This window comes from Amycolatopsis nalaikhensis (genome assembly GCF_030264295.1).
Classification (GTDB): Bacteria; Actinomycetota; Actinomycetes; order Mycobacteriales; family Pseudonocardiaceae; genus Amycolatopsis; species Amycolatopsis nalaikhensis.
Window position 1 is genome coordinate 10,207,815 of record NZ_CP127173.1, and the last position, 16,159, is coordinate 10,223,973.

At 71.8% G+C, this 16,159-nt stretch carries 16 protein-coding genes; 7 read left to right on the forward strand and 9 right to left on the reverse strand.

The genetic code is table 11. The features are described 5' to 3' along the window. Positions 1-14: 14 nt before the first annotated feature. Positions 15-1,280 (reverse strand): amidohydrolase, encoded by a 1,266-nt coding sequence (locus tag QP939_RS49525; protein ID WP_285453913.1) that lies wholly within the window; start codon positions 1,278-1,280, stop codon positions 15-17. Between the two features lie 28 nt (positions 1,281-1,308). On the opposite strand from QP939_RS49525, the gene QP939_RS49530 reads away from it, so the two are divergent. The 4 genes from QP939_RS49530 to QP939_RS49545 all read left to right on the forward strand — a co-directional run bounded on the left by QP939_RS49530 (position 1,309) and on the right by QP939_RS49545 (position 6,763). Continuing rightward, positions 1,309-2,811, forward strand: coding sequence for a DUF7782 domain-containing protein (locus tag QP939_RS49530; protein WP_285453914.1), 1,503 nt, complete (start codon positions 1,309-1,311; stop codon positions 2,809-2,811). Further along, on the forward strand, positions 2,808-3,233 hold the full coding sequence (dtd, locus tag QP939_RS49535; protein WP_285453915.1) for a D-aminoacyl-tRNA deacylase: 426 nt from the start codon (positions 2,808-2,810) through the stop codon (positions 3,231-3,233). Before QP939_RS49530 ends, dtd begins: the two co-directional genes overlap by 4 nt. A 289-nt stretch (positions 3,234-3,522) precedes the next feature. Beyond that, the gene (locus tag QP939_RS49540) at positions 3,523-4,554 is read left to right on the forward strand and encodes a sigma-70 family RNA polymerase sigma factor (RefSeq protein WP_285453916.1); all 1,032 of its coding nucleotides are present in this window, start codon (positions 3,523-3,525) and stop codon (positions 4,552-4,554) included. 553 nt (positions 4,555-5,107) lie between these two features. Next, positions 5,108-6,763, forward strand: coding sequence for a fumarate hydratase (locus tag QP939_RS49545; protein ID WP_285453917.1), 1,656 nt, complete (start codon positions 5,108-5,110; stop codon positions 6,761-6,763). Positions 6,764-6,829: 66 nt separating this feature from the next. Here QP939_RS49545 and QP939_RS49550 read toward each other — a convergent pair whose 3' ends face one another. The 4 genes from QP939_RS49550 to QP939_RS49565 all read right to left on the reverse strand — a co-directional run bounded on the left by QP939_RS49550 (position 6,830) and on the right by QP939_RS49565 (position 10,016). Then, on the reverse strand, positions 6,830-7,480 hold the full coding sequence (locus QP939_RS49550) for an SCO2207 family protein (protein ID WP_285453918.1): 651 nt from the start codon (positions 7,478-7,480) through the stop codon (positions 6,830-6,832). 111 nt (positions 7,481-7,591) lie between these two features. Next, positions 7,592-8,974 carry an MFS transporter gene (locus QP939_RS49555; protein WP_285453919.1) on the reverse strand — a complete coding sequence of 461 codons (1,383 nt, stop codon included), beginning with the start codon at positions 8,972-8,974 and terminating at the stop codon, positions 7,592-7,594. A gap of 65 nt (positions 8,975-9,039) precedes the next feature. Then, positions 9,040-9,477 carry an SRPBCC family protein gene (locus QP939_RS49560; RefSeq protein ID WP_285453920.1) on the reverse strand — a complete coding sequence of 146 codons (438 nt, stop codon included), beginning with the start codon at positions 9,475-9,477 and terminating at the stop codon, positions 9,040-9,042. 23 nt (positions 9,478-9,500) lie between these two features. After that, a complete protein-coding gene (locus QP939_RS49565) occupies positions 9,501-10,016 on the reverse strand; it encodes a hypothetical protein (protein WP_285453921.1) in 516 nt (171 codons plus the stop codon). Between the two features lie 108 nt (positions 10,017-10,124). Here QP939_RS49565 and QP939_RS49570 point away from each other — a divergent pair, with 108 nt between their 5' ends. Continuing rightward, a complete protein-coding gene (locus QP939_RS49570) occupies positions 10,125-10,832 on the forward strand; it encodes a hypothetical protein (RefSeq protein ID WP_285453922.1) in 708 nt (235 codons plus the stop codon). Positions 10,833-10,904: 72 nt separating this feature from the next. Here QP939_RS49570 and QP939_RS49575 read toward each other — a convergent pair whose 3' ends face one another. The 3 genes from QP939_RS49575 to QP939_RS49585 form a co-directional block, all read right to left on the reverse strand. Next, the gene (locus QP939_RS49575) at positions 10,905-11,393 is read right to left on the reverse strand and encodes a hypothetical protein (RefSeq protein WP_285453923.1); all 489 of its coding nucleotides are present in this window, start codon (positions 11,391-11,393) and stop codon (positions 10,905-10,907) included. Between the two features lie 41 nt (positions 11,394-11,434). Next, positions 11,435-11,815 (reverse strand): DoxX family protein, encoded by a 381-nt coding sequence (locus QP939_RS49580; protein ID WP_285453924.1) that lies wholly within the window; start codon positions 11,813-11,815, stop codon positions 11,435-11,437. A gap of 184 nt (positions 11,816-11,999) precedes the next feature. Then, on the reverse strand, positions 12,000-12,779 hold the full coding sequence (locus QP939_RS49585) for a GntR family transcriptional regulator (RefSeq protein WP_285453925.1): 780 nt from the start codon (positions 12,777-12,779) through the stop codon (positions 12,000-12,002). Between the two features lie 80 nt (positions 12,780-12,859). On the opposite strand from QP939_RS49585, the gene QP939_RS49590 reads away from it, so the two are divergent. Beyond that, the gene (locus tag QP939_RS49590; RefSeq protein ID WP_285453926.1) at positions 12,860-14,077 is read left to right on the forward strand and encodes an APC family permease; all 1,218 of its coding nucleotides are present in this window, start codon (positions 12,860-12,862) and stop codon (positions 14,075-14,077) included. A 125-nt stretch (positions 14,078-14,202) separates the two neighbouring features. Further along, positions 14,203-15,009: a S1 family peptidase gene (locus QP939_RS49595; RefSeq protein ID WP_285453927.1), complete on the forward strand. Its 807-nt coding sequence runs from the start codon at positions 14,203-14,205 to the stop codon at positions 15,007-15,009. 40 nt (positions 15,010-15,049) lie between these two features. On the opposite strand, the gene QP939_RS49600 is transcribed toward QP939_RS49595, so the two are convergent. Beyond that, a complete protein-coding gene (locus QP939_RS49600; protein ID WP_285453928.1) occupies positions 15,050-16,150 on the reverse strand; it encodes an NAD(P)H-dependent flavin oxidoreductase in 1,101 nt (366 codons plus the stop codon). Positions 16,151-16,159 lie beyond the last annotated feature (9 nt).

The window sequence follows — 16,159 nt, forward strand, 5'->3', positions numbered from 1 at the left end:
CCCACTCGCGCGGTTCATGCGACACCGGGGTGACGCAACCGGCTCAGCGCCGCGACGACGAGGGTCTCGATGCCTGTGCGCAGCGTCGGGTGCAGGACCGGGGCGAAGCGCGGCGAGTGGTTGGACGGGATGTCGCGCTCGAACCGGCCCTCGGTCATCGCCGTGACGACCGTCTCCGGGTCGAAGCCGCCGACCAGCCAGAACACCGACGGCACGCCGGCGGCGCGGCCGAATTCGCTGAAGTCTTCGCTGCCCGTGACCAGGGGCGCGGGCAGCACGACGTCGGCGCCGAACCGCGCGCGGAAGACCTCGGTGAGGGCGTCGTTGGCGGCTTCGTCGTTTTCGGTGATCGGGTAGGAGCCGGACCGCTCGATGTCCGGCGGCCGCGGCGCCCCCGCCGTCGCGGCCTCGCCGTTGACGATGCGCTCGACCGCGGCCAGCACCCGCTCGCGGACGGCCTGGTCGAAGGACCGGACGTTGACCTCGAGCACGGCGTCGTCGGCGATCACGTTGCTCGCCGTGCCCACGTGCAGCGAGCCGACCGTGACCACGGCCGAGTCGGTGGCCGCGATCTCCCGCGAGACGATCGTCTGCAGCTTGAGCACCACCGACGCGGCCAGCACGGCGGGGTCGACGGTCGTCTCGGGGCGCGAGCCGTGGCCGCCGCGGCCGTGCAGGGTGATCTTCAGCGTGTCGGTCGCGGCCATGATGACGCCGGGCCGGGTCAGCACCCAGCCCGCCGGGCCGGGCACCAGGTGCTGGCCGAACACGACGTCGGGCTTCCCGGCGAGGTCGTACAGGCCGTCGGCCACCATCCGGGCCGCGCCGCCCGCGCTCTCCTCCCCCGGCTGGAACACCACCAGCAGCGTGCCGGACCAGGCGTCGCGGCCGTGGGCCAGCAGCGCGGCGGCGCCGGAAAGCCAGGTGGCGTGCATGTCGTGCCCGCAGGCGTGCATGACCGGGACGTCCTTGCCGTGCTCGTCCGTGCCGCGGGCGGTGCTGGCGTAGGACAGCCCGGTCTTCTCCTCGACCGGCAGCGCGTCGATGTCGGCCCGCAGCAGCACGGTGGGGCCCTCGCCGTTGCGCAGCACGCCCAGCACGCCGGTGCCGGCGATGCCGGTGTGCACCTCGTAGCCGTCGTCCTCGAGCCGCCGGGCCAGCTCGCCCGCCGTCCGGGTTTCGGCGAAGGACAGCTCGGGGTGGCGGTGGAGGTCGATGTACAGCGCTTCGAGCTCGGGCAGCGCCGCGTCGAGCGGGGCGAGGACGCGTTCAAGGGTCACGGGGGCCATCGTGGCAGCATTACCCACCGTGAGCACGCGAAGTGGATCGCCCGACCTGTCCGACGACGTCTGCGCGCGGCTGCGCGAGGCCTTCCGGCGCGCCGCCTACGACGCCGACGGCGTGGTGGCCGCCCTCGGTGGCGCGGCGCACGCGGCGCTGGGCCGCGGCGAGCCGGTGCCCGCCGAGCGCGCGAGCCGCGACGCGGGTGACCTGGGCACGCTGATCCGGCTGTTCCTGCTCGGCGGGACCGAGCCGGAGACCGCGGTCAAGGCGGCCTTCGCGCCCCTTTCGGTCGAGGACGCCGTCGCCGCGGGGGTGCTCGGCGCGGTCGCCGACGGCTACCGCGCCGCCCTCGACATCCGGCCCCACGGCGACGACGAGGGCTCCTGGTGGGTCGTGTCCGACCTCGACGCCGACGTGCTCGGCACCACCGTCCCCGAAGACCACGTGCTCGGCGTCGGCCACGCGTCGCTGTCGCTGATCCGCGCGACCAGCCGCCGCCCGGTCGGCACCCTGCTCGACCTGGGCACCGGCAACGGCGTCCAGGCGCTGCACGCGACCAGGCACGCACAGCACGTGACCGCGACCGACGTCTCGGCGCGGGCGCTCGCGCTGGCCGCGGCGACGTTCCGCCTCAACGAGCTGGACGTCGAGCTGGTGCGCGGCGAGTGGTTCGCGCCGGTCGCGCGGCGGAAGTTCGACCAGGTCGTCTGCAACCCGCCGTTCGTCGTCGGGCCGGCGCGGGTGGACTACACCTACCGCGACTCCGGCCTGGCGGGCGACGACGCGAGCGCGCTGGTCGTGCGGCAGCTGCCCGGGTTCCTCAACGACGACGGCGTCGGCCAGCTGCTCGCCTCGTGGCTGCACACGGGCAAGGAGGACTGGGCCGACCGGGTGAGCCGCTGGCTGCCCGCCGAGACGGACGCCTGGTTCGTCCAGCGCGACGTCGCCGACCCGGCGCTGTACGTCGGCACCTGGCTGCGGGACGCGGGCCTCGACCCGCGCTCGCCCGAGGGCCGGGCGAAGGCGGCGGCGTGGCTCGACTGGTTCGCCGCGAACGACGTCCGGGGCATCGGCTTCGGGTTCGTGACCCTGCGGCGCGCGGCCGGGCGGACCCCGACCGTGGTGTGCGAGGACCTGCGGCAGGCCTACGACGACCCGCTCGGCCCGGAGGCCGCGGGCTGGCTCGACCGCCTGGAATGGTTGCGCGCTACGGGCGATTCGTTACTTGATGTCCGTTTTGTGGTGCCCGACACGGTTTTGCTGGAAAGCATCGAAGAACCCGGCGACGAGGGCTGGGAGACGACCGTCCGGCGCCTGCACCGCACCGACGGGCCGGGCTGGCAGCACGAGGTCGACGAGCTCGCCGCGCGGCTGCTGGCGGGCTGCCGCGGCGCCCTGCCGCTGGAGGACCTGATCGAGCTCCTCGCGTTCTCGCAAGGGCTCGACGCTTCGGAGCTGGCCGCCACGGCGCTGCCCGTCGTCCGCGAACTGGTCCGGCACGGGATGCTCGTCCCGGCGGACCGGTGAGGGCCGTCGCGGCCCGCGTCACGCGGGCGGACGTCACCGTCGACGGCGCGGTCGTCGGCGCGATCGACGAGCCGGGTTTGCTTGTGCTGCTGGGGATCCACGCCGACGACGACGCGGCGAAAGCGGTCGCGATGGCGCGCAAGTTGCACGAACTGCGCGTGCTGCGCGACGAGGAATCATGCGCCACGGCGAATGCGCCGCTGCTCGTGGTGAGCCAGTTCACGCTCTACGGCGACACGAAGAAAGGGCGCCGGCCGTCGTGGACGCAGGCGGCCCGGCCGGAGGTCGCCGAGCCGTTGGTGGACGCCGTCGTGGCCGAGCTGCGCGGCCGCGGCGCCACCGTGGCGACCGGACGGTTCGGCGCGATGATGGCGGTGTCCAGCGTGAACGACGGTCCGTTCACCGTTCTCGTAGAGGTCTAGACCACACCCCGCCGGTTCACTTCCTGACGCGATTCACACGAGATTCTCAGGTTTCCCGCCACCCCCGCCGTTCTCAGCAAAAGCTCAGCAATGGTCGAGCAACCGGAGTGCACCGGCGGCCGTCTCCTTTTCAGGCGAGCCGGGAACGTTTTGGAAACCCGGAGCGTTGTGCCAGATGTCCAGCCAAGCCGGCCGGACCGGCGTACCGGGTTCCACAGGCCCCGGTCGCGGGTACGCACCCGGTGGACCACCGCAGCAGCACGTTCAGCCCTTGACCGGGGAGGCAGGAATGTCAGTCCAGACTCTCGAACGCGAGTCGCGCGGGATTCGCGAGCGCATCCCGGCTCAGGCGTCGGAGGAACCGCCGGTGAGCGTGGGGGCGCTCACGGACGCCGACCTCGACGCCCAGAGCCCCGCCGCCGACCTCGTCCGCGTGTACCTCAACGGCATCGGCAAGACGGCCCTGCTCTCCGCCGCCGACGAGGTGGAGCTGGCCAAGCGCATCGAGGCCGGCGTCTTCGCCCAGCACATGCTGGACACGGCCGAGGACCTCACCGCGAAGCGGCGCACCGAGCTGTCGGCGCTGGTCCGCGACGGGCACGTGGCGAAGAACCACCTGCTGGAGGCCAACCTGCGCCTGGTGGTCTCGCTCGCCAAGCGCTACACCGGCCGGGGGATGCCGCTGCTCGACCTGATCCAGGAGGGGAACCTGGGCCTGATCCGCGCGGTGGAGAAGTTCGACTACTCCAAGGGGTTCAAGTTCTCGACGTACGCGACGTGGTGGATCCGCCAGGCCATCACCCGCGGCATGGCCGACCAGGGCCGCACGATCCGGCTGCCCGTCCACCTGGTGGAACAGGTGAACAAGCTGGCCCGCATCAAGCGCGACCTGCACCAGCAGCTCGGCCGCGACGCGACGCACGAGGAGCTGGCGGCCGAGTCGGGCATCCCGGCCCACAAGATCGCCGACCTGCTCGACCACTCGCGTGACCCGGTGAGCCTCGACATGCCGGTCGGCACGGAGGAGGACGCCCCGCTGGGCGACTTCATCGAGGACTCCGAGGCGACGGACGCGGAGAGCGCCGTGATCTCGGGCCTGCTCCAGGACGACCTGCGCCGGGTCCTGGCCACGCTGGACGACCGCGAGCAGCACGTGATCCGCCTGCGCTACGGCCTCGACGACGGCCAGCCCCGCACGCTCGACCAGATCGGCAAGCACTTCGGGCTGTCCCGCGAGCGCGTCCGCCAGATCGAGCGCGAGGTCATGTCGAAGCTCCGCCAGGGCGAGCGAGCGGACCGCCTGCGCGCGTACGCCAGCTGACCGGTTTTCGAAGGGGCGGGTGCACTCCGGTGCACCCGCCCCTTTTTGTTGCGTGGCCGCGCGACGCGACGACCAGGTGTTACGCGGAGTGCGAAAATTTTCCACGAAAATGGCGTTTCACCCCGGACGGCTCCGGGTAGCAACCCCTCGCCAGCACCCGTTCGGCGCGTTGACTTATGACCTGCGTCACGACAGCCTCGAAGTGCCGGCGCAGGCCTCGCGACCGGACGTGCACGCGTCCGGGAGCTTTCCCCGGGAGGTCGGGTCCGTCGGGGTGGACCCGGCCTCCCGACCAACTTCCGCACCGTGCCCTGTTGCGTCATCCGCACCGGCGGCCCTGGTTCCGTCTCCCGAGCCAGCCCGGCCGCAAGCGCCCCAATGTGGCCTTCGTTGCGTCCGACGCACCCAAGGCGGCCTTCGTTGCGTCTCACGCACCCAAGGCCGCCTTGGGGCGCTTGCGTGGGGTGGCCCACAGTGACCGGATGCCTCTTCGGTGCCACCTCCCCCGCCGCATAGGGTGGACCGATCCCGGAGCTGGCAAAGGAGCCTGGCAGTGCCGTCCACCACCACGTTTCAGCACACCGAAGTCCTCCCGCTGGGCAAGGACACCACCACCGAGTACCGGCTGGTCACCGCCGAAGGCGTCGAGACCGTCGAAGCCGCCGGGCGGACCTTTCTGAAGGTCGATCCCGCCGCCCTCACCACGCTGGCCCGCACCGCCATCACCGACATCCAGCACCTGTTGCGCACGTCACACCTTCAGCAGCTGCGCGCCATCGTCGACGACCCCGAGGCCTCCGGCAACGACCGCTTCGTCGCCATGGACCTGCTCCGCAACGCCGCCATCTCGGCCGGTGGCGTGCTGCCCATGTGCCAGGACACCGGGACCGCCATCGTCATCGGCAAGCGCGGCGAAGGCGTCCTCACCGGCGGGGACGACGAACGCGCCCTCTCTCAGGGCATCTTCGACGCCTACCAGCAGCTGAACCTGCGCTACTCGCAGATGGCGCCGGTGAACTTCTGGGACGAGCGCAACACCGGCACCAACCTCCCCGCCCAGATCGAGCTCTACCACAAGGAAGGGGACCCGACCTACGAGTTCCTCTTCATGGCCAAGGGCGGCGGCAGCGCGAACAAGACCTTCCTCTACCAGGAGACGAAGGCCGTCCTGAACCCGAAGCGGCTCGCGCGCTTCCTCGACGAGAAGCTGCGCAGCCTCGGCACCGCCGCCTGCCCGCCCTACCACCTGGCGATCGTCGTCGGCGGCATGTCGGCCGAGTTCAACTTGAAGGTCGCGAAGCTCGCTTCGGCCCGTTACCTCGACAACTTGCCGCAGGAGGGTTCCGAACTGGGCCACGCCTTCCGCGACCCGAACCTCGAGCAGCAGGTCCTCGAGATGACCCGGCAGTTCGGCATCGGCGCGCAGTTCGGCGGCAAGTACTTCTGCCACGACGTCCGCGTCATCCGGCTGCCCCGGCACGGCGCCAGCTGCCCCGTCGGCATCGCCGTCAGCTGCTCGGCCGACCGGCAGGCCAAGGCCAAGATCACCGCCGACGGCGTCTTCATCGAGCAGCTCGAGCGCGACCCCGCGCGGTTCCTGCCCGACGTCACCGAGGACGACCTCTCCGACGACGTCGTCGCCGTCGACCTCAACCGGCCGATGGCCGAGATCCGGGCCCAGCTTTCGCAGCTGCCCGTCAAGACGCGGCTTTCGCTCACCGGGCCGCTGGTCGTCGCGCGCGACATCGCGCACGCGAAGATCGCCGAGCGCCTCGACGCCGGTGAGGAGATGCCCGACTACCTGAAGAACCACCCCGTCTACTACGCGGGCCCGGCGAAGACGCCGGAGGGCTACGCGTCCGGTTCCTTCGGCCCGACGACCGCCGGGCGCATGGACTCCTACGTCGAGCAGTTCCAGGCCGCCGGTGGCTCGCTCGTCATGCTGGCCAAGGGAAACCGCTCGAAGCAGGTGACGAACGCCTGCCAGGCGCACGGCGGCTTCTACCTCGGTTCGATCGGCGGCCCGGCCGCGCGCCTGGCGCAGGACTGCATCAAGCAGGTCGACGTCCTCGAGTACGCCGAGCTCGGCATGGAAGCCGTCTGGAAGATCGAGGTCGAGGACTTCCCCGCCTTCATCGTCATCGACGACAAGGGCAACGACTTCTTCGCCAGCACCGGCGACCCGGTGCTGCAGATCAGCTTCCGCTGACCCGACGCGGACACAGGGGAAGGGGACACCGGCCCGCCACCGGTGCCCCCTTCCTTCCCTGCCCCCTCAGCCGACGCGCTCGATCCGCGCGCGCCGGATGAGGAACTTTCCGGGTTCCCGGACCTGTTCGAAGGCCGCGTTGTTGAGCAGCGCGCAGCTGCCCGACACCGAGGTCACCTCGACCGTCGTGGACTTCGAGTTGTCCAAATTGGTCACCTTCAGCTTGGTGCCGGCCGGGAACTGGTTGCTCGACGCGGCGGGCGCGCCGCCTTCGCCGGAGAGCGTCACCGTCGACCCGGGACAGACGACGTCCCCGGTGGCGGCCGCTTCCTGCTTCTTCTGCTGACCGGGTGCCTGGGCCTTGCCGGGTGCGTTGCCGGAGTTGCCGGGCGCGGCGGCGGCTCGGCCGTCCGCGGCGACGGCCGCCGTGCAGCCCGCGACCTGGCGCCGCTGCTGGATCAGGTCGACCACCGCCTGCCGGTTGGTGATCCGCGCGGCCGACTGCGCGTCCGGGTTCGCCTGCTGGCCCGCGATGAAGTTCAGGTTGTTCCGCAAGGCGGTGTCGAGTCCCGCGCAGTTCTCCTTGGGCGCTTCCGCGGCGTTGCCCGCGGGGCTGCTCAGCGCGATGGCGGTCGCGGTGATGCCGGCGACACCCAGCAACGCGGCCAGCCCGACGGTGGCCTGCTTGCGGTGCCGGCCACTGCTCAACCGGGGCATCTGCCCCTCCTCTCTGATCGCCACCTCACCCTCGACACGACCCGCGAACCGGAGCGGTTCACCGGGGACCACCGACAATTTTCGACAACTTCGACGTCGCAGGTCAGGGCGTCAGTGGTCCGGACCATCGACGCGGGCCGCGGTCGCCAGCGCCCACCGGCCGGTCGTCACGAGCCCCAGCGCGAACACCAGCACGCCGCAGCCCGCGACGATCCCCCACGCGAGCGCACCGGTCCCCGGGGACGTCGGTTGCGCGGCGACCACCGCGCCGATCACCGCCACCCCCAGTGAAATCCCGACCTGGCGGCTGGTCGAGGCGACCGCCGCCGCGAGACCCGCGCGCTCCCGCGGCATCCCGGACACCGCCGCGTTCGTGATCGGCGCGTTGAGCAGGCCGTAGCCGATGCCGAAACAGACGTACCCCGCCATCACCAGCCAGATCGACGTCCGCGGGCCGATTCCCGCGAGCAGCACGCCGGAGACGGCGATGCCGACGCCGGCCACCAGCAGCGGCAGCCGCGGCCCGCGGGCACCGACCAGCCGTCCGGACAGCGGCGCGCCCACCGCCGTCAGCACCGCCATCGGCAGCGTCAGCAAACCCGCGTGCAGCACCGAAAACCCGCGCGTCTCCTGCAGGTACAGGGTGTTCAGGAACAAGAACCCCGACAGCGCCGCGAAGCCGGTGACCGCGGTGAGCGTCGCCCCCGAAAACGGCACGCTGCGGAAGAACCTCAGCTCCAGCAACGGATCCCGGCGCCGCCGCTCGTACGGCAGCAGCACCGCCAGCGACACGGCGGCGACGACGAAGCAGCCGATCACCACGGGGGCGCCCGCGCCGCGGCCTTCGATGATCCCGTAGGTCAGCGAAGCCAGCAGGACGATCACCAGCAGCTGCCCCACCGGGTCGAGCCGCCGCGGGTGCGGCGCGCGGGATTCCGGCACGAACACCGCCGTCAGCACGATCGCGGCCAGTCCGATGGGGACGTTGATCCAGAAGATCGAGCGCCAGCCCGCCCAGTCGACGAGCACGCCGCCGAGCACCGGGCCGACCGCCAGGCTCAGCCCGTTCACCGCCGCCCAGACGCCGATCGCGCGGGTGCGGTCGCGGGGTTCGGTGAAGACGTTGGCCACGATGGACAGCGCGACCGGGTTGAGCATCGACCCGCCGACGGCCTGCAGGGCCCGGAAGGCGATCAGCAGCCCGACGTTCGGCGCGATCCCGCACAGCAGCGAGCCGAGGCCGAACAGCGCGAGCCCGAGCTGGAACGTCCGGCGGCGGCCGACGCGATCGGCGGTCGAGCCGGCCAGCATCAGCAGGCTGGCCAGCACGAGCGTGTACGCGTCGATCGTCCACTGCAGACTCGAAACCGAGGCGTGCAGCTCCTGCCGGATCGACGGCAGCGCGAGGTTCACGATCGTGTTGTCGAGCCCGACCATGAACAGGCTCAGGCAGCAGACGGCGAGGACGACCCGCCGTCGCACGGGGCGAGGCACCGCACCCCCCATTTAGTTGCACGGACAATATTAAGCACTGTACAACTAATCGGGTGCGGCCTCCGTCAGGCCGGGAACAGCTCCGTGAGCCGGGCCAGGGTCTTCTCGATGCCCTGGGCGTTGCGGCGCGGGAACGGGCTGAGGCTGATGGCGAGCGGGAACTTCGCCGTCGACCAGTCGAACGTCTCGGTGACCTCGGTGCGGCCGCCGTCGAGGGGCTCGAGGCGCCAGCGCCAGCGGTGGCCGTTGAAGTGGCGCCACGCGATGAGCCTGCCCTCTTCGAACTCGACCACGGTGTTGAGGATCTTGTACGAGGCGCCCATCTTCATGTCCATGCCGAACTTGGCCCCGAGCGTGAGCCGGTCCGGACCGCCCGGCTGGGCGGCCCGGACCGTGCCGGATCCGTCGATGAGCGGGTGCTGGGCCGGATCGGCGAGCAGCCCGAAGATCTTCTCCGGGGTCGTGGCGACGATCGCGGTGCGTGAGACCTGACGGCTTCCCATCACCCGAGCCTAGGCCAGGGTGATCACTTCGGCGGCGTGGTCTTCAGCACCACCGTGCGCTGGTCCAGCGGCGCGGCCAGGGCGACCGAGATCACCGGGTACCGGATGTCCATGGTGCACATCTGGCCGGTCTGCGCCTTGGTCTCGCTCAGGTTGACCACGACGCGGTCACCCGTCTGCTCGGCCGCTTCGCCGAGCGCGTGGCCGCAGCCGCCCTCCTGGGCGCGGATGTTGAGGATGGTCCCGCCGTTGGCCGTCCACACCTCGTGCGGGTAGCCGTTGGGCAGCGCCGACGCGTCGACCTTGTCCGGCGGCACCGGCGTGCTGCCCTCCGGCACGGTGAGCCGGGGTTTGCCCGGCGGGTTGGCCGAGGGCGACGTCGGCAGCACCGACTCGGTCGGCGACGTCGAAACGCTCCCGGTGGGAGCCGGCGAGCCGCCGCCGGCCGCGGGCTGGCTGGTGGACATGTCCTGGCCGGCGCAGGCCGTCGCCATCAGCAGGAACGCGCCTGTCCCGACCACCTTCGCTGAGTACCTCATGTCCCGAAGACGGACCGGGGGCGGTGCGGGGTTGCATGCGAGCCCGTCCCGGTGGCCGGTTCCGGCCACGCCCCACCGACGGCGTCCGGGGTCCCGCACACTTCCGGCATGCGTACCCGGCTGCTCACCGTGCTGGTGACCGCGCTCGGCCTGGTGGTGTCCGCCTGCGGTTCCGGCGACACCCCGGACATCACGCCGAACCGCCTCATCGTGGAGTACTGGGGGTCCCCGGCGGTCAAGAACGACCGCCTGCCGGGGTACGGCGAAGCGCCCGAGGACCGCAAGGCCAACCTCGCCGCCTACTTCTCCCCCGACCAGCTGGTCACCCGGCTGCTGAGCGTGTTCCCCTGCACGGACGGCGCACTCGGCACCCCGCGCGCCGCGAACGGGTTCGACAGCCACTGCGCGAGCAACTCCGCGGTCCGCCAGGCGGTCCGGGGCGCCGGTGGCGACCCCGAGCGGATGTCCGCCCGCGTCGCGCTGGTCAAGCACCCGGACGGCGGGCTGGAACTGATGACGCTGTACGTCGCGAACGGCAGAGTGATCGACGCCAACGCCGAGACCTACGGCAGCCTCGACGAGTTCCGTGCGGGCAACGATCTGCTCACGTCCGACGACGTCGTCCTGGTGCCGCGCGACATCACGCAGGTCGGCGGGCAGAGCGAGCTCGTCACGGTCTACGGCCACACGCCGTGGGCCGGGTGGCCGTGGCTGTTCGGCGGCGGTGGCGTCCTGGTGCTCCTCGTCCTGCTGCTGGCCGGCCGAAGGATCCGCCGGTCGCGGCGGGCCGCCCGCGAGAGCGGCACTTCCACGTGAAAGTGCCGTGGACGTGGTCTGGGAGGGCGACCCCGGGCATCCCGGGGCGGCCCTCCCAGCGTTCGGGGGTGGTCAGCCCTGGCGGAGTACGACCGTCCGTGTGCCGAGCGGCGCGGTGAGCGCGAGCGGGACGCGGATCTCCTTGATGTAGTCCGGGCACATCTGGCCCTTCGGCGCCGAGCTGACCGTGATCAGCACGACGACCTGCTGGTCCGTCTGGTCGCCGACGCGCGCGGAGATGCGGCGGCAGCCGCCCTCCTCGGCCTGAAGGATCACCGTCCGGCCGTCCGTGCTGCGGAACAGGCTGCGCGGGTAGCCCTCGGGCAGCCCGCGGGCGTCGACCTGCGACTCGGCGATGACGTCGTCACCCGGCGCGATGCCCTGCGTCGGCCGCCCGACCGTCTGCGACGGGGGCGGCGCGACGGACGGGCCGGACGTCGCGGACGACGTCGTCGGCGTCTCCGGCCCGATGCTGCCCGGGGCGGCCGTCCCGGAGTCCGACCGCGCCCCGCACGCCGTCAGCGTGAGCAGCAGCAGGCCCGTACCCAGCAGTGTGCGCATAGCTGCAGGACGGACCGGACGCCGGAACGGTTGCATCCTCCTCAGAGCCGCCCGACGGCGACGAAGACGCACACGGCCAGCAGGACGGCGTTGACCCCGACGTTCCGCCACTCGGCGGCCTTGTGCTGGGTGACCGCCAGCTTGGCGTGCATGGCCATGGCACCCACCATCACGACGGCCAGCCCGACGGCGGCCCAGCCGGTCAGCACCGGCGCGATGCCCAGCAACACAGGCAGGATCAGGCCCACCACGGCGAGAAGTTCGCAAATCGCGGTGAACCGGACCACGGGCAGCGGGTAGGCCGCGGCCCCGGTCTGCCCGGTTTCGAGCATCCGCTGCCGCGACATCGTCGACTTGAGCGCGCCCGACACGGCGAAGATCGCGGCCAGCAGGATCTGCCCGGTCCAGAGTGCGATGGTCATTTCGTCCCTCCCGATGGGTGTTGGCTGCGGGAGGAACGAGGAGGCCGGGAGGAACGTGACAGGGCCTGGTCCGTGACCCGCGACGCCCGGCCCAGAGCGCCCCAATGTGGCCTTGGTTGCGTCTCACGCACCCAATGTGGCCTTCGGTGCGTCTGACGCACCGAAGGCCACATTGGGGCGCGGGTCAGCCTGCGGCCCGCCCGAGCCGCGTCAGGAAGCTGAGCCGGTCCCCGCGGTAGAGCGACCGCACCCGCTCGAACGGCGCCCCGTCCGGTCCCCAGGAAACCCGGTGCGTGAGCAACATCGGCAGCGCCGGATTCGTCCCGATGAGCAACGCCTCCCGCGGCGTGGCCAGCACGGTCTCGACCCGCTCCTCGGCCCCGTCGAAAACCACGCCGAGCTGCTCGCTCAAACACGTGTACAGCGACTGCTCGGGGCTGAACACCTCCAGCAACGTCGGGAACCGCGAAGCCAGGAGATATGTCGACTCCAGCCCGACGCGCTCCTCGTCGGCCAGCAGCACCCGCTCGATGTGGATCACCTCGGCGTCCGACGTCACCTGCAGGTCCGCCGCCAGCGCGCTCCCCGCCGGCCGCCGCTCCAACGTGATCACCGCGCGGCCCGGCCGGATCCCCTGGCGCCGCAATCCCTCCGTGTAGCTCACCAACGCCAGCGGCTGGACCAGCTTCGGCCCCGCCACGTACGTGCCGCTCCCCTGGCGGCGGCTGAGCTTGCCCTCGAGCACCAGCTCCGCGACCGCCTGCCGTACGGTCGCCCTCGACACCTCGAAACGCTCGCACAGTTCCCGCTCCGTCGGCAGCGCCGCTCCCTCGCCGAGTTCCGCGATCACCGCCAGCAGTTCGACCTTGACCGCGTAGTAACGCGGAACGCGGCCGTGCTCGGGAATCCCGTCGAGGACGGGGCCGTCGGCGGACAGGCGGGAATGGCGTGAAGGGGCGGGCACGGAATCGACCCTATTCGGTTCCCCGTGCGCCGTGGTTCGCTGTGGCGCGTAACACGGCCGATACCTGGAGGATCACCCGGATGCGCTCCGCACCACTCGCCCGCCGGCTCGGGCTCGGCGACGCCGTTTTCCTGGGCCTGGGCTCGATGATCGGCGCCGGCGTGTTCGCCGCCTTCGCTCCGGCCGCCCGCGCCGCGGGGGCCGGGCTGCTGCTCGCGCTCGTCGTGGCCGCCGTCGTCGCGTACTGCAATGCGATGTCTTCGGCGCGGCTCGCCGCGATTTATCCCCAATCCGGCGGAACCTACGTTTACGGCAAGGAAAGGCTCGGTGAATTCTGGGGATACCTCGCCGGCTGGGGATTCGTCACCGGGAAGACCGCCAGTTGTGCCGCGATGACGCTGACCGTCGTCGCCTACGCCGCGCCCGGGCTCGGGCAGCCGTGGCGGAGCCTGCTCGCGGTCGCCGTCGTCGGCCTGCTCACCGCCGTCAACTACTTCGGCGTGCACCGCTCCGCGCTCGCGACGCGGGTGATCGTGTCGTGCACGCTGCTCGTGCTCACCGCCGCGGGGGTGGCGATGGCCGCCGGGCCGTCCGCCGGCGGCCCGCTCGTCGCGTGGCCGGGCGGCGGGGGCGTCCTCGAGGCGGCCGGGTTGCTCTTCTTCGCCTTCGCCGGGTACGCGCGGCTCGCGACGCTCGGCGAGGAGGTCCGCGATCCCGCCCGGACGATCCCCCGCGCCATCCCGCTCGCCCTCGGCCTCACCCTCGTCGTCTACGCCGCCCTCGCGGTGCTGCTGCTCGTCCGGCTCGGCCCGGCCGCGCTCGCCGCGAGCCCGGACCCGATCGCCGCGGCCGTGCCCGGGTGGCTCGCCCCGGTCGTCCGCGTCGGCGCCGCGATCGCCGCCCTCGGTTCGCTGCTCGCGCTCATCCTCGGCGTTTCGCGCACGACGCTGGCGATGAGCCGCGACGGCCACCTGCCCCGCTTCTTCGCCGCCGTGCACCCGCGCTACGACGTGCCGCACCGCGCCGAGCTCGGCGTCGGGATCGTGGTGGCCGTGCTGGCCGCCTCGATCGACCTGCGCGCGGCGATCGGCTTCTCGTCCTTCGCCGTCCTGACGTACTACGCGATCGCCAACGCCGCGGCGTTCACGCTGAGCGGGAAGGCGCGGGTCGTCGCCGTCCTCGGCCTGGCCGGGTGCGTGGTGCTGGCCTTCAGCCTGCCGTGGCCGTCCGTGCTGGCCGGCGGTGTCGCGTTGTTACTCGGCGCATCGGCCTACGGCGTTCGCCGGATCCGGCGGTGAGAAATCACCCAACCGCCCGAAAGATCCGAAGAAAGTTGGTTGTCCGGGTAGGCGGCCACCTGGTGTAGTCGTGAAGCCGCTCACGGCAACGGCTTCCACTGTGGACACTGGAAGGACTGATCCCCTTGGCCCCCAAGCGCTGGTTCACCCTGCTCAGAAACGCCACCACCGCACTGGCCGCGGTCGCCGCGGCCGCGTCGTTCGCCACCCCGGCGGTCGCCACCGCCGCCCAGCCGCCGTCCACCGACGTCGTCGGCGGGACCCGGGCCGCCCAGGGCGAATTCCCCTTCATGGTCCGGCTTTCCATGGGCTGCGGCGGGGCGCTCTACACCAAGCAGATCGTCCTGACCGCGGCGCACTGCGTCAGCCGGACCGGGGCCAACACCTCGATCACCGCCACCGTCGGCGTGGTCGACCTGCAGAGCTCGAGCGCGCAGAAGATCCGCTCGACCTACGTCTACCAGTCCCCCACCTACGGCACCTCGACCGGCGGCGACTGGGCGCTGATCAAGCTCGCCAGCCCGGTCAGCGGCCTCTCGACGCTGCCGATCGCGACGACCACGGCGTACAACTCGGGCACGTTCACCATCGCCGGCTGGGGCGCGGCCACCGAGGGCGGTTCGCAGCAGCGGTACCTGCTCAAGGCGACGGTCCCGTTCGTCTCCGACTCCACCTGCGCCGCGCAGGGCGGCAGCTACCCCGACCTGATCCCGAGCGCGGAGATCTGCGCGGGCAACCTGACCTCCGGCGGGGTCGACACGTGCCAGGGCGACTCCGGCGGCCCGATGTTCCGCCGCGACGCCAACAACGCGTGGATCCAGGTCGGCATCACCAGCTGGGGTGACGGCTGCGCCCGGCCGCACGCCCCCGGCGTCTACACCGAGGTGAGCACGTTCGCGTCGAAGATCGCCGCGGCCGCCGCCACCCTGTAGCGGTTTTTCCCTGAAGGGGGCCCGCCGCGGCGGGCCCCCTTCAGCGCGTCTTGTCGAGGCGGGAAAGGGCTTCCTCGTAGCCGGACACCAGGTCCGCGACGACGTCGGCGACCGGGCGGACCGCGTTCATCCGGCCGACGATCTGCCCGACCGGCATCGACACCACGCTCGGGTCGTTCGCCGCGTGGATCCGGTTGTGGGCGTGGGAAACCAGCAGGTTCTGCAGCGGCATCGGCAACGGCTCGGGCGCGTCCGGCGCGGCCCACGCCTCGGTCCAGCGGGTCTTGAGAAGCCGCGCGGGCTTGCCGGTGTAGATCCGGGTCCGCACGGTGTCCGACGACGTCGCGCCGACGAGCGCCTGCTGCATCGCGACGGATTCGCCCATCGTCTGCAGGTATTCCTCGGTGGCGAGCCACATCGAGCCCATCCAGACGCCCGACGCGCCGAGCGCGAGCGCCGCGGCCATCTGGCGCCCGGAGCCGATCCCGCCCGCCGCGAGCACCGGCACGTCGACCGCGTCGACGATCTCCGGCACCAGCACCATGGAAGCGATCTCGCCGGTGTGCCCACCGGCCTCGTAGCCCTGCGCGACCACGAAGTCGACGCCGTTTTCGACGTGCCGCACCGCGTGTTCGGCCTTCCCGGCGAGCGCGGCCACCGGCACTCCGCGGTCGTGGCACTGGCCGATCACGTCCACCGGCGGCGAACCGAGCGCGTTGGCGATCAGCTTGATCGGGTGGTTGAGCGCGACCTCGACGTGCGAGCGGGCGACCGAGTGCAGCCAGCCGAGCACCCCCGCGCGTTCGTCGGTGTCGTCCGGCAGCGGCGGTACCGAAAGCTCGTTCAGCACGCGGTCGACGAACGCGCGGTGGCCGTCCGGGATCAGCTTCGCGAGATCGACCTGGGTGCCCTCGGCGGGAACCTTCGCGGGCATCACGATGTCGACGCCGTAGGGCTTGCCGCCGGTGTTCTCGTCCATCCAGGTCAGCACCCGGTCGAGCTCGGCGGCGTCGTTGAACCGGACGCAGCCGAGCACGCCGAGCCCGCCGGCGCGGCTGAGCGCCGCGGCGACGTGCTCCGAGGGCGTGAACCCGATGATCGGCAGGTCGATGCCGAGCCGGTCGCACAGGGGTGTCCGCACTTCTGGTGT